The sequence below is a fragment of the Candidatus Poriferisocius sp. genome (assembly GCF_965208355.1).
In the GTDB taxonomy this organism is placed as follows: Bacteria; Actinomycetota; Acidimicrobiia; order Acidimicrobiales; family Bin134; genus Poriferisocius.
On the sequence record NZ_CBDBOM010000003.1, the window covers coordinates 46594 to 62714 of the forward strand.

Here is a 16121-nt window from a genome sequence, read left to right on the forward strand (position 1 = left end):
CTTGGCAGAGTCCGAGTGCATATCGGGCTGTGGGCCGCGATCGCCGTGCTGGCGGCGGGGCTCGGCTTCGTGCTCTTTGGCGGATTGGCCAGCACCGACTCTTCGATCACGGTGACCCAGGGTGACTTCGAGCTGACTTGTCCTACCGGTACCGTGGCCGAGAACGCCACGCTGGCGTGCACGCTGACGAACACCGCCGAAGAGGCGAAGCCGTGGCCGGTGGTGGCGATTTTGCATCTGTCCACCGACGACGACCGGGCGCTGGTGCGGGGCACCTTGATCGACGTGTCCCTGGGCACCCCGAGTCCCGGGGCCACCATCGACGGCGGCGTCACCTGGATCGGCGACACCCTCGTGGGCTACTCCCGCTTCGACTGGTCGGGCACCGCCGGCGCCAAGGGTGCAACGGGCAGCAGCCGCACGGTGAATGTCGTCGCCAGCCACGACAGCTTCGACGAGGACAGCGAGAAGTTCTACGTGGCGCTTGGTCCCGACGGCAGCAGGGGCGTCGGCCTCCTCTATAACAACAAGACGGGCGTCACCCTCACCGACGACGATGGCCCCAGCACCGACACATCGCTAAGCAACTTGAAGCTGTCCGCTGGACAGAGCCACACGCTGTCACCCACGCAGGGCAGGCAGTCGCGAACCGTGGCCTACGAAGTGACGGAGGCGACGCTGACCGCGGCGTCGGCCCGCGGGACAGTCATGACCATGAGCGCGTCGTTCAACGGGAGCACCCTGGACCTCGACGGCAGGGGCGCCACCAGCATCGGGGTAATCAGCGAGGAGGAGAGCGCGGCGGTGCCCCTTTCCGTCGGCACCACCACGGTGACTCTGACCGTGACAGCCGAGGACGGCACCACCACCGGCACCCATACGGTGAGCATTGTCCGCTCGGCACTGGGAGACGGTGTGGACACGGTGGCGGTGTCTTTGCCGAGCTTCACCCTCACCTGCCCGGCGGAGGTTGCCAAGGCCACGAATGCGCAATGCACGCTGCGAGCCACCAGTTCGGCCGGATGGCCGGTGGTGGCGATCATTCACAGCTCGGCCGACGGGGCCTCCCGGGCGCTGGTAGCTGAAGACCCGATCATTCCCGACACCGACCCCGCCTACAGCAAGGACGTGTCGCTGGGCAATCAGCAGCCGGCGCGCAAAGCCTTCAACCACGGCTACGGGGAGCTGTTCTCGGGCGGTTCACGCACGCTGTACCGCACCTACGGGTACGAGAAATTCGACTGGTCGGGCACCGCCTCGGCCGGAGACACCCGCACGGTCACCATCCAGATCCACGACACGAGCGGGATTAGCGGTGTAGCGGCCGAGATCTTCTACGTGGCCCTCGCCCCGAGCGACTACACGGGCCTCTCACAGCTCGTCGACAACAAGGTGCCAATACTCATCAAGTCGCCCACGGCGGTGACGGGAGTGGCGGTGCAAAATGTTGCGTCGGACTCTGCGGACGTCGTTGTTGAGACCGCCAACCCCGCCGGGACGCTCTATCTGCGCTACCGGGCGGGGACCTCGGGGGCTTGGACGGAGACTGAGGAGGAGGTGACGTCGTCACCAGCGCAGTTCTCGATCGCCGGTCTCACCGCGGACACCAAGTATCAGGTGCAGGCGTCCTTCGACGAGGACTTCTCTGCGGGCGTGGTGTCGGGGTCGTTCACCACCTTGGCGCCGTCGGTGACGGGAGTAGCTGTGCAGAACATCGAGTCCGGCTCCGCGGAGGTGGTGGTGCAGGCCAACAACCCCGCCGGAATGCTCTATCTGCGCTACCGGGCCGGGACCTCGGGGGCCTGGACGGAGACTGAGGAGGAAGTGACGTCGTCACCGGCGCGGATTTCGATCGCTGGCCTCAATGCGGGGACCGAGTATCAGGTGCAGGCGTCCTTCGACGAGGACTTCTCTGCGGGCGTGATTTCGGAGTCGTTCTCCACCCTGGTGCCTTCGGTTACTGGCGTGGAGGTGGCTTCTTCGGCGGGCCAAGACAGTTGGTATGAATTGTCGAACATGATCTCGGTGCGGGTTGCGTTCAGCGAAGCAGTGGTGGTGACAGGTTCGCCGACGTTGGGAATCGACATGGACCCGGCGAGTTGGGGCCGCAAGGACGCGGTGTATGCGAGCGGCAGCGGCACGGCTGAGCTGACCTTCACCTACCAGGTGACCTGGCCTAATTATTCGAGCCAGGGGATCGCGGTGCTGGCCAACACGCTCGCTTTGAACGGCGGCACTATTCAAGCGGCAGCCGGCGGAGCCGATGCCGATCTAGCCCACAGTGGCTTGAACCATGATCCTGCCCACAAGGTGGACTGGCGGCGGGTGTCACCGGCGCTGGAGGTGATTATGGTGATGACCTGCCAGCCCGCGCAGGGCCAAGATGGGGCAACTCAACGGTGGACGGTGGCAGAGTCGCAAGAGGGTAAGTCTGGCGTCCGACTTACCGCCGGCTTGATCGCGGGCAGCTGCTCGGTGACCAGCCCCACCAATGCGGTGGTGTCGTGGTCGCTGTCGGGCAACGACGCCGACCGATTCGAGATCAGCGACGATGGGACGCTGAGCTTTGCTGAGCCGCCCGACTTTGAAGCGCCTGCCGACAGCGACGGAGACAATGTCTATGAAGTCACCATCAGCGGTGCCGTGGGCGATCAGACGCGGCAGTCAAGCGTCGCAGTCGAGGTGACCGACGTTGATGAGGCCCCGCCAACCATCATCACGATCGACCCTCCGTCTGCGACGGTGGCGGTGCCAGTCCACGCGATGGTGAGTGGCAACGAGCTGACGCTCGTCTTCACCAAAGAACTGGCTGCCATCGACGATGCAGCGGCTAGAGCTCTGCGCTATGCGTTCGTCGTCGACGGCGGCAAAGACCGCGACGGCAATGCGGTAGACGGCCAGGCGCCCACCGGGTTCGCGGCTGAGAGCAACCTCCTTACGCTTACCCTCGGTGCCGCCGTCGCTGTCGGTGACGAGGCCACCGTCCGCTACGTGGGCGCCGCGGCCTCCAACGCCCTCTTGGACTCCGATGGCACCGCGGTGGCCGATTTCAACGTCACTCTGACCGCCGCACAGAGATAGTGCTCGTGTGGACCCATCATCCGGAGTGGAGTGTTATGTAGCCTGATCTGAGATGAAAGCGCAGGAGAGCGGCCACGGCTCAAACGGCCGGGGCAATCGAGCCGCTACAACCCATAGGCTGCTGGAGGCCGCCGCTACCGAGTTTGTGGAGCGCGGATATGACAGTGCCCGGGTCTCCGACATCGCCCGTAGCGCCGGAGTGACCGTCGGCTCGATCTACGCTCGGTGGTCCACCAAGACCGAGATGATGGTCGCGGCCCTCGATCACATCTTGGACCAGATTCTTCCCGAGCAGAGATTCGAGAGCCTCGGCCTCAGTCTCGACGACTTGTCCTTGCCCGACCTGGTGTTGTTGTGGGGAGCAGATCTGATGGAACCCAGTTCGCCGCGAGAGGTGTTCACCCAAGTATTCGGAAGCGCCCAAAACAACCCCGAAGTGCAAGCGCGCCTAAAACAATATCTCAATGAGTCGTTTGTCCAGATACTGCGTCTGGTGGAGCGGGCCAAGGAAGAAGGCCATGTCGATCCCGAGGTCAGCACCGCTGCTGTGGCGCTGACCTTGCAGGCGGTAGGCGTAGGCGTCCACTTGATCAGGTCTGGCGGGTTGGACGAGGACTATGTCCCCTCCACAAGCGACTGGACCGCCTGCATGGAGAGGTACTTCGGAGGCGTGCACCCCCCTGAAGCCGACTGAGGGGCTGTCGGCCCCATTGGAATGCTTGCAGGGAAGGCTGCGGTCGCCTTTTAGTTCAGCCCCAGCACTGCGGAATTGAAGCACTTAGATGGGCGGGTTGTCGCGCTTCAGAGGGTAGCTGGTGGATGTGTTTCAACTGTGCAAGGTATGTAGGGGCTAGATATATAGTGAACGATCACAATTGCAAGCGTGATTCTTTTTCTTTTTTCTGAGGAGGTGGTGGAGCTGTGGATGACGACCGGTCCTTGCCCGACCTCTTGCTGCTGTGGGGAGCAAGTCTGATGGAATCCAGCTCGCGGCGAGACGATTTCACCCAGGTATTCGGCAGCAACCAAACCAATGCTGACGGACAAGCGCGCTTGGCGGAATATCTCAATGACTCGTTTGCCCACACATTGCGTTTGGTTGAGCGAGCCAAAGACGAAGGCCATGTCGATTCTGAGATTAGCGCCGCTGCTTTCGCGCTCGCGTTGCAGGCGATAGAAGTCGGCGTCCACATGATCAGGTCTGGTGGATTGGACGAAGACCTAATCCCTCCCACAAGTGACTGGATCGCCTGCATGGAGAGATACCTCAGAGGCGTCCGCCCCCCTCCAGCCGACTAAGCAGCTCTAGCTCGAGGGAGCTATGTGGCCTTCGAGGCCGTAGGGCAGGTCCCTTAGACCGCCACGACGTCGATGAGATTGTGCAGGCCCTCGAAATCGCTGTTGTTCCACAGTGAAATGCATAGTGGCGCATGGTTGTCGCTGCGTGTCGGTTGGACCGCCGCCAACTAGCCGGAGGATCTCAGTTGTCGATGACGGGGTTGAAGGCGGTGCCGTCGGCCAGGCGGTAGGTGTTGAAGCCCCTGCGGTCTAGCGTGAGGACGTCTGGCACCGCCAGCCGCTCGGCTAGCAGCACCAGGGTGGCATCGGCGAAGTCCATGGGGGTGTCGGCGTAGCGCTGCATCAACTCGGAGGCGGCTCGGATATCGGCAGGCTCGCACATCCCCTGCACCTGCATGCCGCTGTGGGAGATGAACTCGCTGATGGCAATGGCGCCGTATCGGGCACGGCTTACGAAGTGCATGGTTTCGGTTACCACTGCGGCTGTTGTGGCCAGCACGCCGGTGAAGCCGTCGATGATGTCACCGACATGGTGGTGTTCGGTCTCGCTGGAATCGAGGTAGGCGACCAGGGGCCCGGTGTCGACCAGCCAGATGCTCACGAGCGCCAGTTGTGGGCGCGTATCTCCGATAGCCAGTCGTGTTGGGGGGCGTCGGAGGTGTCGGCATGGATCGAGCCTCGGAGAAGGCCCACGCGGTCGCCCAGCGGACGGGCTGTTACTGCCTCGCGCAGCGCCTCCCGCACGACTTCTGAGACCGACGTGCCCAATACCTCGGCTCGGCGGGCGGCAGCGTCCCACAGCTCGGTCTCGACCCGCACGGCCATCAACTTCATACCCATGCCCGTCCAGTGTACAACATATGTATAACAACACCCTCGGGAGTGAGGTCGTTGTTCTTCACGCCCCCGCTGCGGCTGGTGTCCTTCATGAAGTACAGACTATATCTATATTTTCTGTTCTTTACCGGAGATATTTATGAAATATCAGCTCATTCAGATAACTTTTCGCTCGAAAAATCGGACTCTGAGGTAATCGCTTCTAGCTCGGGGGAGCTATGTGGCCTTCTAGGCCGTAGGGGCGGTAGGGGCCGAAGATGGATTGCTCGAGGACGCCGATGCCTTGGCGGTCGCCCATCCGGACCTTCATGAGGTGCTGGACGTGCTGGTTCTCGAAGGCGGTCTCGTCGACGTCGGCCAGCTTCCAGCGTTCCGACTCCATGGCCAGCTCGCCTTTCCAGTCGCCGTGCGACCAGGTGGGGTGGCTGTAGCCGATGCCCTTCATGCGGTAGGTGAACTGCTTCTCGAAGGTGATCTCGTGGCGGGTGTCGTCCTCCAGCGAGGTCATGGCCAAGGTGGCGCTCTTGATCATGCGGCTGCCGGACTCGAACTCGAGTTGGTGCTCTAAGCGGTGCATGGGCTCGACGCCGGGGTCCTCCACGCCGGGGTTGTCGTCGAGGTTCTCATAGGCGGGCAAAAAGGCCCCCACGTGGAACCGGGGCCGGCCCAGGGTGTCCTCGAAGAGCTGATAGTGGCTGCACATGTCATCCCAGTGCAGCGGGGCCCACAAGAAGAACAGCCCCATGGCCCGCGGCGCCTGGGGGGCACCCCGGTTGTCGCCGCCGGCCACCGGGCGGACGCCCCAGGAGCGGTCTTTGGTGCCGTAGGTCTCGGTCCGGTCGATCTCCATGCGCTGGCCGTCGTATTCGATCCAGCCGTGCCAGCTGCCGAATTGGGTGAACCGGGTGGTGTCCATGATCCGGCGGCTGCCATCGGACCAGTGGTGGCGGGGCTCCTCGATGGCCGCGGTGCGGGCCTCGAAGGTTAGGTCGGCGGCGAAGTCGGTGTCGTTGGGCTCCAGCACCACTCGACAGGCCTTCATGGGCTCGGTGATCTCCAGGTTGAAGGGGCCGACGCTGAGGTCTGAGGGCTCGGGGTTGGCCCGGGCCGAGGCGTGGAAGGCGTGCTGCACCCCGTTGTGGACGATGCTGATGCCGCAGTCCTGGATGCCGAGGTGGGGATAGCGGGCGGTGCCCACGCCGAGGTACATGTCGCCGACCTTGGAGTAGCCGTTGAACCAGTAGCGCTCGTAGAAGTCCTTCTCCCCGGTGGATGGGGTGGAGATGGGATCGGGGGTCTGGTGGATGGGGAAATCGTCGAATTTGGTTAGCACCCGCCTATCGTGGCAGACCGTGTCTTTCCGATGATGGTCGGAGGTACTGGTATCATCGGTTGTATACCCAGTTAACAGCTAGAAAATTCGACTGCGAGGACCCCACTATGAGCACCGGCAATGGCGAGCAGCACACCTTCCGCACCTTCCAGCTCCGCAATCTGGAGGACACCCCCGGTTTTGACCGGCTGAGCGACCACCAGAAGATGGTGACCCGCGTAGTGGGCTCGGTGCTTCCGTTCAAGACCAACAACTACGTATGCGAGGAGCTCATCAACTGGGACAACGTGCCCGACGATCCCATGTTCCAGCTCACCTTCCCCCAAGAGGGCATGCTCGACCCTGAGCACTTCTCCCGCATTGCCGATCTGATCAAGGCCGAGGTGCCGCAACCCGAGATCAAGGCGGCCGCCCGAGAGATCCAACTCAGCCTGAACCCCCATCCCGCCGGCCAGGTGGAGATGAACGCCGGCTACCTGGAGGAAGAGGTGGTGCAGGGCGTGCAGCACAAATATCGGGAGACGGTGCTGTTCTTCCCCACCCAGGGCCAGACCTGCCACGCCTACTGCACCTACTGCTTCCGGTGGCCGCAGTTCGTGCAGCTCGACGACCTCAAGTTCGCCAGCAAGGAGATCGACCGGCTGGCGGCCTATCTCAAGCTCAACCCGACGGTGTCGGATGTGCTGTTCACCGGGGGCGACCCGATGATCATGCGCACTGAGCTCATCCGCCGCTACGCCGAGCCGCTAATGGCCGACGATCTGGAGATCAGCACCATCCGGTTCGGCACCAAGGCGCCGGCCTACTGGCCCTACAAGTTCACCGAGGGCGAGGAGGCCGACGACCTGTTGCGGCTGTTCGAGGAGATCGTGGCCTCAGGCCGCCACCTGGCCATCATGGCCCACTATTCCCATCCCGTAGAGCTGGCCACCGATGCGTCTCGGGAGGCGCTGCGGCGCATCATCGAGACCGGTGCGGTGGTGCGCTGCCAGGCGCCGCTGATCCGCCACGTGAACGACAGCGCCCGGGACTGGGCCGACATGATCACCACCGAGGTGCAGTTGGGTGCCGTGCCTTACTACATGTTCGTGGAGCGCGACACCGGGGCCAAGCGGTACTTCGAGGTGCCGCTGGTGGAGGCCTACCAGATCTACACCGATGCCTATAAACAGGTGTCGGGCCTGGCCCGCACCTGGCGAGGGCCGTCGATGTCGGCCACACCGGGCAAAGTGCTGGTGGACGGCGTAACCGAGATCGGTGGCGAGAAGGTGATCGCTTTGAAGTTCGTCCAGGCCCGCGATCCCGATTGGGTGAACAAGCTGTTCTTTGCCGCCTATGACGAAGAGGCGTCCTGGTTGGATGAGCTGCGGCCGGCGTTCGGCGAGGAGAAGTTCTTCTGGACTGACGAGCTGAACAACATGAAGACCGACACCCCCCAGCGGGTGCAGCTCATCACGACCCGGGCGGCCTAGCCCGCGCTGTACCAGCCGGCGCCGATGAGGGTGCCGTCAACGTCCATGACCCAGAAGCGCATGGTCTGGGGACCCTGGTCGGCGGGGTTGTCGTCGGCGGTGATCCAGGTGCCCTCGGGGGTAGCGCTGCGTACGGCTGGACCCAGCAGGTCCTCGATGTCGGTTCCAATGAAGGTGGGGTCTATATGGGTCAGGATCTCGCCGTCGGGGGTGGCGATAATGCCGGTGAAGTATCCGTCGAGAGTGTCGGTGCTGTTGTAATACTGCGCAGTCGGAATGAGGCCGACAGAGATGCCCTGGGGATCGTTGTAGAACTCGAAAATGGCCTCTAGCCCGCCTCGGCGGAAGTGCTCGGCCGACTCGGCAATGAGCTGGGGTACGAACTCCTCGGTGTTGATATACCACCCCGACCCGAACAGCAGCCCGTCGTGGCGGACGACCCAGGCGTTCTTCAGCTCAAACGCACCCTCGTCGCCCAGGGCGCCAGTGACGGGGTTGACATACACATAGGGCACCCAGCGGCCCGACTCGGTGGCGGCGAGCATCTCGGGACCGAAGTTGTAGCCGTTGATGTCGGTGCCCACCCAGCCCTTGACGTCCAGACCCTGCCGATCGGCGACGTAGTGGCCAATCACGGTGTCGTCCTCGTCGATGACGAACACGTACCACTGGTCATCGACGCTGTCCGGGCTATTGAAGTGGGCCAGCGCGGCGTCAAGCCCTTCGGCCTCATAGCGGGCGATGGCCTGGTCCACGACGAACTTCGTGTAGGCCGCCGGATCAGACTTCGAAGGCGCCGACACCCCACCAAAAGTGCCGGCGTCATCGCTACAGCCAGCTCCAGACAGCAAACCGGCGGTTGCGACGGCGAGCACAGCCAAGGCGATCTTGCCCAACTTCAAGCCAGCGTTCATCTTCCGATTTGCTCAGCGTTCCCGCCGTTGTGCACAGCCGCGTAATGCCGCGACCGCTACAACCCGCCGGCCACGGTGCAGGTGATGCTGGCGAGCGTCGACCGCTCGGTTTGGCCGGAGATGGTCGCAAAGCCGTCCACGGTCCAACTGCCCTGAGCAAGCCCAGTAAACGTGGTCGAAAGCGACAAGTCGCCCTGGGGCCCTTGGGCGAGAACCGCGGCATCGTCGTCGGGGTCGTCGTTGTTGAGTATGTCCAGCTGGGCCTGAGACCATGAGCGACTGGTCAATTGCCCGATCCTCGGATACCCCGTGGAATGCTCCACGAACACCTCCCAGGAGGTCGTCCCCGTCTCAGGATCCAACGTCACGGTGATCGAAGAAGCGCCAGTTGAGCAGCCGATGGTGCCGGCCCCGCTCGTCGCCACCGAAGTGGGTGTGGCCGTGGCGGTCGCGGTGGCCGTGGCGGTTGGGGCAGTCACCGTGCAGGTGGTTTCCCCGAACTTGATCCATGAGCCGTCGACGGTTTGCTTGACCACCCATACGGTGTAGGTGTCTGCTGACAAAGACGAGAACGTCACCGATGCGGTTCCAGACGCACTCCTCCAGGCCAAGATCTGCGATGTTTCCTGATTCGAGGAATTTCTTACATACGCCGTGTACTGGAATACATGCGTCTCGCCGCTCCACGACATCGAGAGGGAGGATTCACCTCCCGTACACGTCACGCTCTGTGCTTGCGCGCCAGTTGCCAGAACCAACCCGGACACGAGAACGATGCCAACAGCGAAAACTGCAACCGCGCGAGCGGTTGATCGGTTTCTTGCTCTGCCAGCCTTCCCCATATCGACAAAGTATATGGAGACTATGTGGTGATTGTGAAGTGTCTATGCCGTGATTCTCAGGTGTGGAGCTTCCTTGCGCTCATTCCCATTCGATGGTGCCGGGGGGCTTGGAGGTGATGTCGTAGGCCACCCGGTTGATGCCGTCCACCTCGTTGATGATGCGGCTCGACATTTTCTCCAGCAGCTCGTAGGGCAGCCGGGCCCAGTCGGCGGTCATGGCGTCCTCGCTGGTCACAGCCCGGATGACCACCACCTGCCCGTAAGTCCGCTCGTCGCCCATCACCCCCACCGTGCGGATATCGGGCAGCACCGCGAAGGCCTGCCATATCTCCCGCTCCAGGCCGGCCGCGGTGATCTCGGCTCTCACGATGGCGTCGGCCTTGGCTAGCAGGGCTGCTTTGTCGGGGGTGACTTCGCCTATCACCCGAACTCCGAGGCCGGGGCCGGGGAAGGGGTGGCGCCATACGATCTCGTCGGGCAGGCCCAGCTCGTGGCCCACCGCCCGCACCTCGTCTTTGAACAGGTCCCGCAGCGGCTCCACCAGCTCGAAGTCCATCTCCTCGGGGATGCCGCCCACGTTGTGGTGGCTCTTGATCTTGGCGGCGGAGTCGGAGCCCGACTCGATCACATCCGGGTACAGCGTGCCCTGAACCAGATAGGCGGCGCCGTCCACCTGGTTGGCGGCCTCCTCGAAGATGCGGATGAACAGCTCGCCGATTATCTTGCGCTTCTCCTCGGGGTCGATCACCCCCACCAGGGCGTCGAAGAAGCGATCGGCGGCGTCCACCGCGATCAGCTCGATGCCCTGGGAACGGCGGAAGGCGTCGATTACCTGTTGGCCTTCGTCTTGTCGCATCAGGCCGGTGTCGACGAACACACACGTGAGCTGATGGCCCACCGCTCGGTGGACCAGGGCGGCGGCCACTGCTGAGTCCACCCCGCCACTCAGGCCGCACACCGCCCGCCCGTCGCCGATTTGAGCGCGGATGGCGGCTACCGCCTCGTCGATGAACGACTCGGTGGTCCACGACGGGGCCAAGCCAGCGCCTCGGTACAAGAAGCGCTCCAGCACCGCCTGACCGCCGGGGGTATGGGCCACCTCGGGGTGAAACTGGACGCCGAATATGCGTTGGTCGGGGTTCTCCAGGGCGGCCACGGGGGCTTGGGGGGTGGAGGCGGTGACCACAAAGCCGTCGGGCGGGGTGGAGATGGAGTCGAAGTGGCTCATCCACACTGGACGCTCGGTGTCCTCGTCAGGGCTGAACAACGTGCCGGGGTGGCTCACGCTCATGGCCGTTCGGCCGTACTCGCCGACGCCGGTGCGGGACACCTCCCCGCCGAGTTGGGCGGCGATGAGCTGGGCGCCGTAGCAGATGCCCAGAATGGGAATGCCCAGGCGATAGACATCAGGATCGATGCGGGGTGACCCCTCGACGTGGACCGACTTGGGGCCGCCGGAGAAGATCACCGCGCCGGGCTGGCGGTCGGCGATCTCGTCGGCGCTGATGGAGTGGGGGACGATCTCGCTGTAGATGTGGGCTTCGCGCACTCGGCGGGCGATGAGTTGGGCGTACTGGGCTCCGAAATCCACCACCAAGACCGGGTGGTCTCGGCTGGCTCCGTCCGGGGCGATGCTCATGGCCGCCGATAATCCATCGGCATGGTCAACGACCCATCCCGATGCCCTGGGACCGCTGGAGGGATTTGCCCTCGGTTTGCAGGGAGGGGGCGATCATGATGTCGGCCTTCTGGAACTCCTTGAGCGATTCGTAGCCACAAGTGGCCATGGAGGTGCGCAAACCGCCGAACAGGTTGAGGCGCCCGTCGTTCTCCTTCGCCGGGCCGACCAATATCTCTTCCAGCGTGCCCCGGGGGGTGGTCTGCACCCGGGCGCCCCGGGGCAGGGTGGGATGGAAGGTGGCCATGCCCCAGTGGTGGCCCCGGCCGGGGGCCTCGTGGGCGGCGGCCAGCGGGGAACCGATCATCACCGCGTCGGCCCCGCACACAATGGCCTTGGCGATGTCGCCGCCGGTGGCCATCCCGCCGTCGGCGATGATGTGGACATACACCCCGGTCTCGTCGAGGTGGCGCATCCGAGCGGCCCGGGCGTCAGCGATGGCGGTGGCCTGGGGGACGCCGATTCCCAGCACTCCCCGGGTGGTGCAGGCCTGGCCCGGACCGACGCCTACCAGGATGCCGGCCGCACCGGTGCGCATGAGGTGAAGCGCGGCGTCGTAGCTGGCGCAGCCGCCCACGATCACTGGGATCTCCAGGCGGCGAACGAACTGCTTGAGGTTCAGCGGCTCGTGATTCTTGGACTTGTGCTCGGCGGTGACCACCGTTCCCTGGATGACCATGAGGTCGAGCTCGGCGGCCAGCATGTGGGGGGCGAGCTGGTCGGTGCGCTGAGGGGTGACCGAGGCGCAGGAGATCACCCCGGCGTCTTTGATTTGGCGGATGCGCTCGCCGATCAACTCGGGCTTGATGGGCTCGGCATAGAGCTCCTGCATGCGCAAGGTGGCCTTCTCCGGAGGCTGGGACGCGATCTCGTCCAGAACCGGCTCAGGATCTTCATAGCGGGTCCATAGTCCCTCGAGGTTGAGCACTCCCACGCCGCCGAGCTGACCGATGGCGATGGCGGTGTCGGGGCTGACCACCCCGTCCATGGCCGCGGCCATGAGGGGCAAATCAAAGCGGTAGGCGTCGATCTCCCAGGCGATGCTCACATCCTCGGGATCGCGGGTACGGCGAGTGGGGACGATGGCGATGTCGTCGAACCCGTACGCCCGCCGTCCGGTCTTGCCCAGCCCGATCTCAACCTCGGCCATCGCGACGCCCCTTTGTATTGGAAACCAAGAATTCTAAAGCCTTCAGGCTTGCTATAGGGGGATTTACTTCGTCACCAGGAGGTAGGCGAAATCAAGCAGCCGATTGGACGAGATTCCAGAGTTCTTCCACGTGGTGTCGCTCGGTTTGAGGGCTGCCGATGGCCACCCGGAGTATGAGCTGGCCGTCGATGGTGGTTGGGGTGATGTAGGCCCGTCCGGATTGGTTGACCGCGTCCAGAACCTGTTGGGTGGCGCCATTGCCACCTTTGTGTCGGAAGCACACCAGGCTGATCACGGTGGGGGCGGCCAGCTCAAACCGGTCGTCGGCGTCCACCCACTCGGTGAGCTCGGCGGCCCAAGCAATATGGCGGCGGATGTGGGCCCGCAGTCCTTCCAGGCCGTAGTGGCGAAGCACGAACCACAGCTTGAGAGCTCGGAACCGGCGGCCAAGGGGCACCTGCCAGTCGCGGTAGTCCACCACTGCTCCCGACTCGCTGGCCGGATTGCGCAGATACTCCGGGGTGATGGACAGCGCCTCGTTGAGGCTGGCGCGATCGGCCACATAGAATGCTGAGCAGTCGAAGTTGGTGAGCAGCCACTTGTGGGGGTTGAACACGTAGCTGTCGGCCGTTTCCAGCCCCGCGTTGAGGAACCGCATCTCAGGGCAGAGCACTGCAGCGCCGGCGAAGGCGGCGTCCACATGCAGCCAGGCGTTGAAGTTTTCTGCCACCCAGCCCACCTCGGTCACCGGGTCGATGGCAGTGGTGGAGGTGGTGCCCACGGTGGCCGCTACGAAGAATGGGGTCAAACCGTTCTTCTGGTCGTTGACGATCTCGTAGGCCAAGTGGTCAGCTCGCATCGCGAAGTCCGGGGTGGTGGCGATTAAGCGCACCCGCTCGTCGGGGATGCCGGCCACTCGCAATCCCTTCGCTATTGACGAATGGGCCTGCTCCGAGGTGTAGGCCACCAGATTGGGGAGGGCGTCGATGCCGCCGGCCCGGTGCCGGGCGGCGAGGATGGCGCACAGCGTGCTGCTAGATGCGCTGTCCTGGATGACGCCGTTGCCCTGGAACTTTTCGGGTAGGTCCATCTCGACGGCCAGCCAGTCGAGGACGTGTTGCTCCAGTTCGGTCACCGCAGGGCCGGTGTCCCACAACATGCCCTGGGCACCGAGGCCCGAGGACACCAGATCGGCCAATGCCGATGGCCCGCTGGCGCTGGCCGGGAAATAGGCCAAGAAGCCAGGAGCCTGCCAATGGGTGATGCCGGGCAATATGACTCGGTCGAGGTCGGCCAGCACGTCGGCGAAGTCCTCGCCGTGCGCAGGCGCATCAGCAGGCAGCATGGCCCGGATGTCGCCCGGCTCCACCGGAGACTTGACCGGGAATTCGCCGAGTCGCACCATGTAGTCGGCCACCCAGTCAACCGCCTGGTAGCCCGCCTGGCGGAACTCCTCGGAGCTCATGTGGTTCGGGCGCTCAGCCATAGATGTCATTGTGACCGACAGGCCGCGGCAACCCGCTGGCGGAGCCGGAAGTGATGTTTGGGTTGTTGGTGCAGCCGGATGGCTACATCATGCCGCCCATGCCTCCCATTCCTCCCATGCCGCCCATGGGGTCGCCACCGGGGGGCATTGGGGGGGCAGGGGGCTCGGGCTTGTCGGCTACCAGAGCCTCGGTGGTGAGCAGCATGGCGGCGATGGAGGCCGCGTTCTGCAATCCAGCCCGGGTCACCTTGGCGGGGTCGATAACGCCGGCGGTCACCAAGTCCTCGGTGGCACCGGTGGCCGCGTTGAACCCGATGGTGCCCTCGGCGCCTTCGATGTCGCGCACCACGATGGAGCCCTCAAAGCCGGCGTTGGAGGCGATGAGGGAGCACGGCACGGACAGCGCGTCGAGCACGATCTTGGCGCCAGTGGCTTCGTCGCCGCTCAGGTTCTCGACCACCTTGGCCACCGACGGACGGGCCCGCAGCAGGGCAGTGCCGCCCCCGGCGACCACTCCCTCCTCGATGGCAGCCCGAGTAGCCGACAGCGCATCCTCGATCCGGTGCTTCTTCTCCTTGAGCTCCACCTCGGTGGCGGCTCCCACCTGCACGACGGCCACGCCGCCGGCCAGCTTGGCCAAGCGCTCTTGGAGCTTTTCCCGATCCCAGTCGGAGTCGGTGTTGTCGATCTCCTGGCGGATCTGGGCCACCCGGCCGTCAACGTCGGCTTTGGACCCCGCACCCTCCACGATGGTGGTGTCGTCTTTGGTGACTATCACCTTGCGGGCGGTGCCCAAAAGATCGAGGGTGACGCCCTCCAAGTTGAGGCCGACCTCTTCGGCGACAACTTGGCCGCCGGTGAGGATGGCCATGTCTTGGAGCATGGCCTTGCGGCGCTCACCGAATCCGGGAGCCTTGACGCCCGTCGAGTTGAACGTGCCCCTGATCTTGTTCACCACCAGGGTGGCCAGGGCCTCGCCCTCCACGTCCTCGGCGATGATCAACAGCGGCTTGCCGGTCTGCATGACCTTCTCCAGCACGGGCAGCAGATCCTGCACTGAGCTGATCTTGCCCTGGTTGAACAGTATGTAGGGCTCGTCCAGCACGGCCTCTTGGCGCTCGGCGTCGGTCACGAAGTAGGGGGACAAGAAGCCCTTGTCGAACTGCATGCCCTCCACGAAGTCGAGCTCCATGCCGAAGGTGTTGGACTCCTCCACGGTCACCACGCCGTCTTTGCCCACCTTGTCGATGGCTTCGGCAATGACATCGCCAATGGCGGTGTCGGCGGCCGAGATGGAGGCCACCTGGGAGATCTCCTCTTTCTGGGAGATGTCCTGGGCTTGGTCGGCCAAGGACTCCACCGCGGCGGCCACCGCCTGTTCGATGCCCCGCTTGAGGCTCATCGGGTTGGCCCCAGCGGCCACATTGCGCAGTCCGTTGCGGACCATGGCCTGGGCCAGCACGGTGGCGGTGGTGGTGCCGTCGCCGGCGATGTCGTTGGTCTTGGTGGCCACCTCTTTCATGAGCTGGGCACCCATGTTCTCGAACTTGTCGTCCAGCTCCACCTCGCGGGCGATGGACACGCCGTCGTTGGTGATGGTGGGGGCACCGAACTTCTTGTCGAGGACCACGTTGCGGCCCTTGGGCCCCAGGGTCACCTTGACTGCGTCGGCCAGCTGGTTGACGCCGGACTCGAGGCCTTGGCGGGCCTCTTCTCGGAACTTGAGGATCTTGGTCATTTGACGGTGGCGAGTACGTCGCGGGCCGACAGGATCAGCAGATCCTCGCCGTCCACGGTTATCTCGGTGCCGCCGAACTTGCTGTACACCACGGTGTCGCCGACAGAGACGTCCATCTGGATCAGCTCGCCGGTGTTGTCGGACCGCTTGCCCGGTCCCACGGCGATGACCTCGCCCTGCTGGGGCTTCTCTTTGGCGGTGTCGGGGATGACCAGGCCGCTGGCAGTCATCTCTTCAGACTCACCGGGGCGGACAACGATTCGGTCATCAAGGGGCTGTAGCGCCATCTTG

The 16121-nt window shown here is 64.2% G+C and carries 14 protein-coding genes; 3 read left to right on the forward strand and 11 right to left on the reverse strand.

Going from position 1 to position 16121, the window contains the following annotated elements:
• Nucleotides 1–15 precede the first annotated feature (15 nt).
• Both ACOGXH_RS01415 and ACOGXH_RS01420 read left to right on the forward strand, forming a co-directional pair.
• The gene (locus ACOGXH_RS01415; RefSeq protein ID WP_419927336.1) at nucleotides 16–3081 is read left to right on the forward strand and encodes a cadherin-like beta sandwich domain-containing protein; all 3066 of its coding nucleotides are present in this window, start codon (nucleotides 16–18) and stop codon (nucleotides 3079–3081) included.
• Nucleotides 3082–3133: 52 nt separating this feature from the next.
• Nucleotides 3134–3775: a TetR/AcrR family transcriptional regulator gene (locus ACOGXH_RS01420; protein ID WP_419927337.1), complete on the forward strand. Its 642-nt coding sequence runs from the start codon at nucleotides 3134–3136 to the stop codon at nucleotides 3773–3775.
• 107 nt (nucleotides 3776–3882) lie between these two features.
• Here the strand turns inward: ACOGXH_RS01420 and ACOGXH_RS01425 are convergent, their stop codons facing one another.
• The 4 genes from ACOGXH_RS01425 to ACOGXH_RS01440 form a co-directional block, all read right to left on the reverse strand.
• Nucleotides 3883–4272, reverse strand: a complete 390-nt coding sequence (locus tag ACOGXH_RS01425) for a hypothetical protein (protein WP_419927338.1) — start codon at nucleotides 4270–4272, stop codon at nucleotides 3883–3885.
• Between the two features lie 289 nt (nucleotides 4273–4561).
• Entirely contained in the window at nucleotides 4562–4981 is a 420-nt protein-coding gene (locus tag ACOGXH_RS01430; RefSeq protein ID WP_419927339.1) for a PIN domain-containing protein, read from the reverse strand.
• Nucleotides 4978–5220, reverse strand: coding sequence for a hypothetical protein (locus tag ACOGXH_RS01435; RefSeq protein ID WP_419927340.1), 243 nt, complete (start codon nucleotides 5218–5220; stop codon nucleotides 4978–4980). The genes ACOGXH_RS01430 and ACOGXH_RS01435 overlap by 4 nt, the downstream gene beginning before the upstream one ends.
• A gap of 199 nt (nucleotides 5221–5419) precedes the next feature.
• The gene (locus tag ACOGXH_RS01440; protein WP_419927341.1) at nucleotides 5420–6550 is read right to left on the reverse strand and encodes a hypothetical protein; all 1131 of its coding nucleotides are present in this window, start codon (nucleotides 6548–6550) and stop codon (nucleotides 5420–5422) included.
• Between the two features lie 107 nt (nucleotides 6551–6657).
• Here ACOGXH_RS01440 and ACOGXH_RS01445 point away from each other — a divergent pair, with 107 nt between their 5' ends.
• Entirely contained in the window at nucleotides 6658–8022 is a 1365-nt protein-coding gene (locus ACOGXH_RS01445) for a KamA family radical SAM protein (protein WP_419927342.1), read from the forward strand.
• On the opposite strand, the gene ACOGXH_RS01450 is transcribed toward ACOGXH_RS01445, so the two are convergent.
• The 7 genes from ACOGXH_RS01450 to groES form a co-directional block, all read right to left on the reverse strand.
• Nucleotides 8019–8936, reverse strand: coding sequence for a cache domain-containing protein (locus ACOGXH_RS01450; protein WP_419927343.1), 918 nt, complete (start codon nucleotides 8934–8936; stop codon nucleotides 8019–8021). The two genes, ACOGXH_RS01445 and ACOGXH_RS01450, sit on opposite strands and share 4 nt — an antisense overlap.
• Nucleotides 8937–8992: 56 nt before the next feature.
• Complete coding sequence (locus ACOGXH_RS01455; protein WP_419927344.1) at nucleotides 8993–9514, reverse strand: hypothetical protein; 522 nt, start codon at nucleotides 9512–9514, stop codon at nucleotides 8993–8995.
• A gap of 343 nt (nucleotides 9515–9857) precedes the next feature.
• Complete coding sequence (gene guaA / locus ACOGXH_RS01460; protein ID WP_419927345.1) at nucleotides 9858–11417, reverse strand: glutamine-hydrolyzing GMP synthase; 1560 nt, start codon at nucleotides 11415–11417, stop codon at nucleotides 9858–9860.
• 25 nt (nucleotides 11418–11442) lie between these two features.
• Nucleotides 11443–12606, reverse strand: coding sequence for a GuaB3 family IMP dehydrogenase-related protein (locus ACOGXH_RS01465; RefSeq protein WP_419927346.1), 1164 nt, complete (start codon nucleotides 12604–12606; stop codon nucleotides 11443–11445).
• A 91-nt stretch (nucleotides 12607–12697) separates the two neighbouring features.
• Entirely contained in the window at nucleotides 12698–14092 is a 1395-nt protein-coding gene (locus tag ACOGXH_RS01470; protein ID WP_419927347.1) for a pyridoxal-dependent decarboxylase, read from the reverse strand.
• An 82-nt stretch (nucleotides 14093–14174) separates the two neighbouring features.
• Nucleotides 14175–15830 carry a chaperonin GroEL gene (gene groL / locus ACOGXH_RS01475; RefSeq protein WP_419927348.1) on the reverse strand — a complete coding sequence of 552 codons (1656 nt, stop codon included), beginning with the start codon at nucleotides 15828–15830 and terminating at the stop codon, nucleotides 14175–14177.
• Nucleotides 15827–16117 carry a co-chaperone GroES gene (gene groES, locus ACOGXH_RS01480; protein WP_419927349.1) on the reverse strand — a complete coding sequence of 97 codons (291 nt, stop codon included), beginning with the start codon at nucleotides 16115–16117 and terminating at the stop codon, nucleotides 15827–15829. Before groES ends, groL begins: the two co-directional genes overlap by 4 nt.
• Nucleotides 16118–16121 lie beyond the last annotated feature (4 nt).

Excerpts from the sequence above, each read along its gene's own strand:
- ACOGXH_RS01420 (WP_419927337.1), top strand. The coding sequence starts at position 3,134 with ATGAAAGCGCAGGAGAGCGGCCACGGCTCAAACGGCCGGGGCAATCGA.
- ACOGXH_RS01435 (WP_419927340.1), bottom strand. The coding sequence starts at position 5,220 with ATGGGTATGAAGTTGATGGCCGTGCGGGTCGAGACCGAGCTGTGGGAC.
- ACOGXH_RS01445 (WP_419927342.1), top strand. The coding sequence starts at position 6,658 with ATGAGCACCGGCAATGGCGAGCAGCACACCTTCCGCACCTTCCAGCTC.
- ACOGXH_RS01450 (WP_419927343.1), bottom strand. The coding sequence starts at position 8,936 with ATGAACGCTGGCTTGAAGTTGGGCAAGATCGCCTTGGCTGTGCTCGCC.
- guaA (WP_419927345.1), bottom strand. The coding sequence starts at position 11,417 with ATGAGCATCGCCCCGGACGGAGCCAGCCGAGACCACCCGGTCTTGGTG.
- ACOGXH_RS01465 (WP_419927346.1), bottom strand. The coding sequence starts at position 12,606 with ATGGCCGAGGTTGAGATCGGGCTGGGCAAGACCGGACGGCGGGCGTAC.
- ACOGXH_RS01470 (WP_419927347.1), bottom strand. The coding sequence starts at position 14,092 with ATGGCTGAGCGCCCGAACCACATGAGCTCCGAGGAGTTCCGCCAGGCG.
- groL (WP_419927348.1), bottom strand. The coding sequence starts at position 15,830 with ATGACCAAGATCCTCAAGTTCCGAGAAGAGGCCCGCCAAGGCCTCGAG.
- groES (WP_419927349.1), bottom strand. The coding sequence starts at position 16,117 with ATGGCGCTACAGCCCCTTGATGACCGAATCGTTGTCCGCCCCGGTGAG.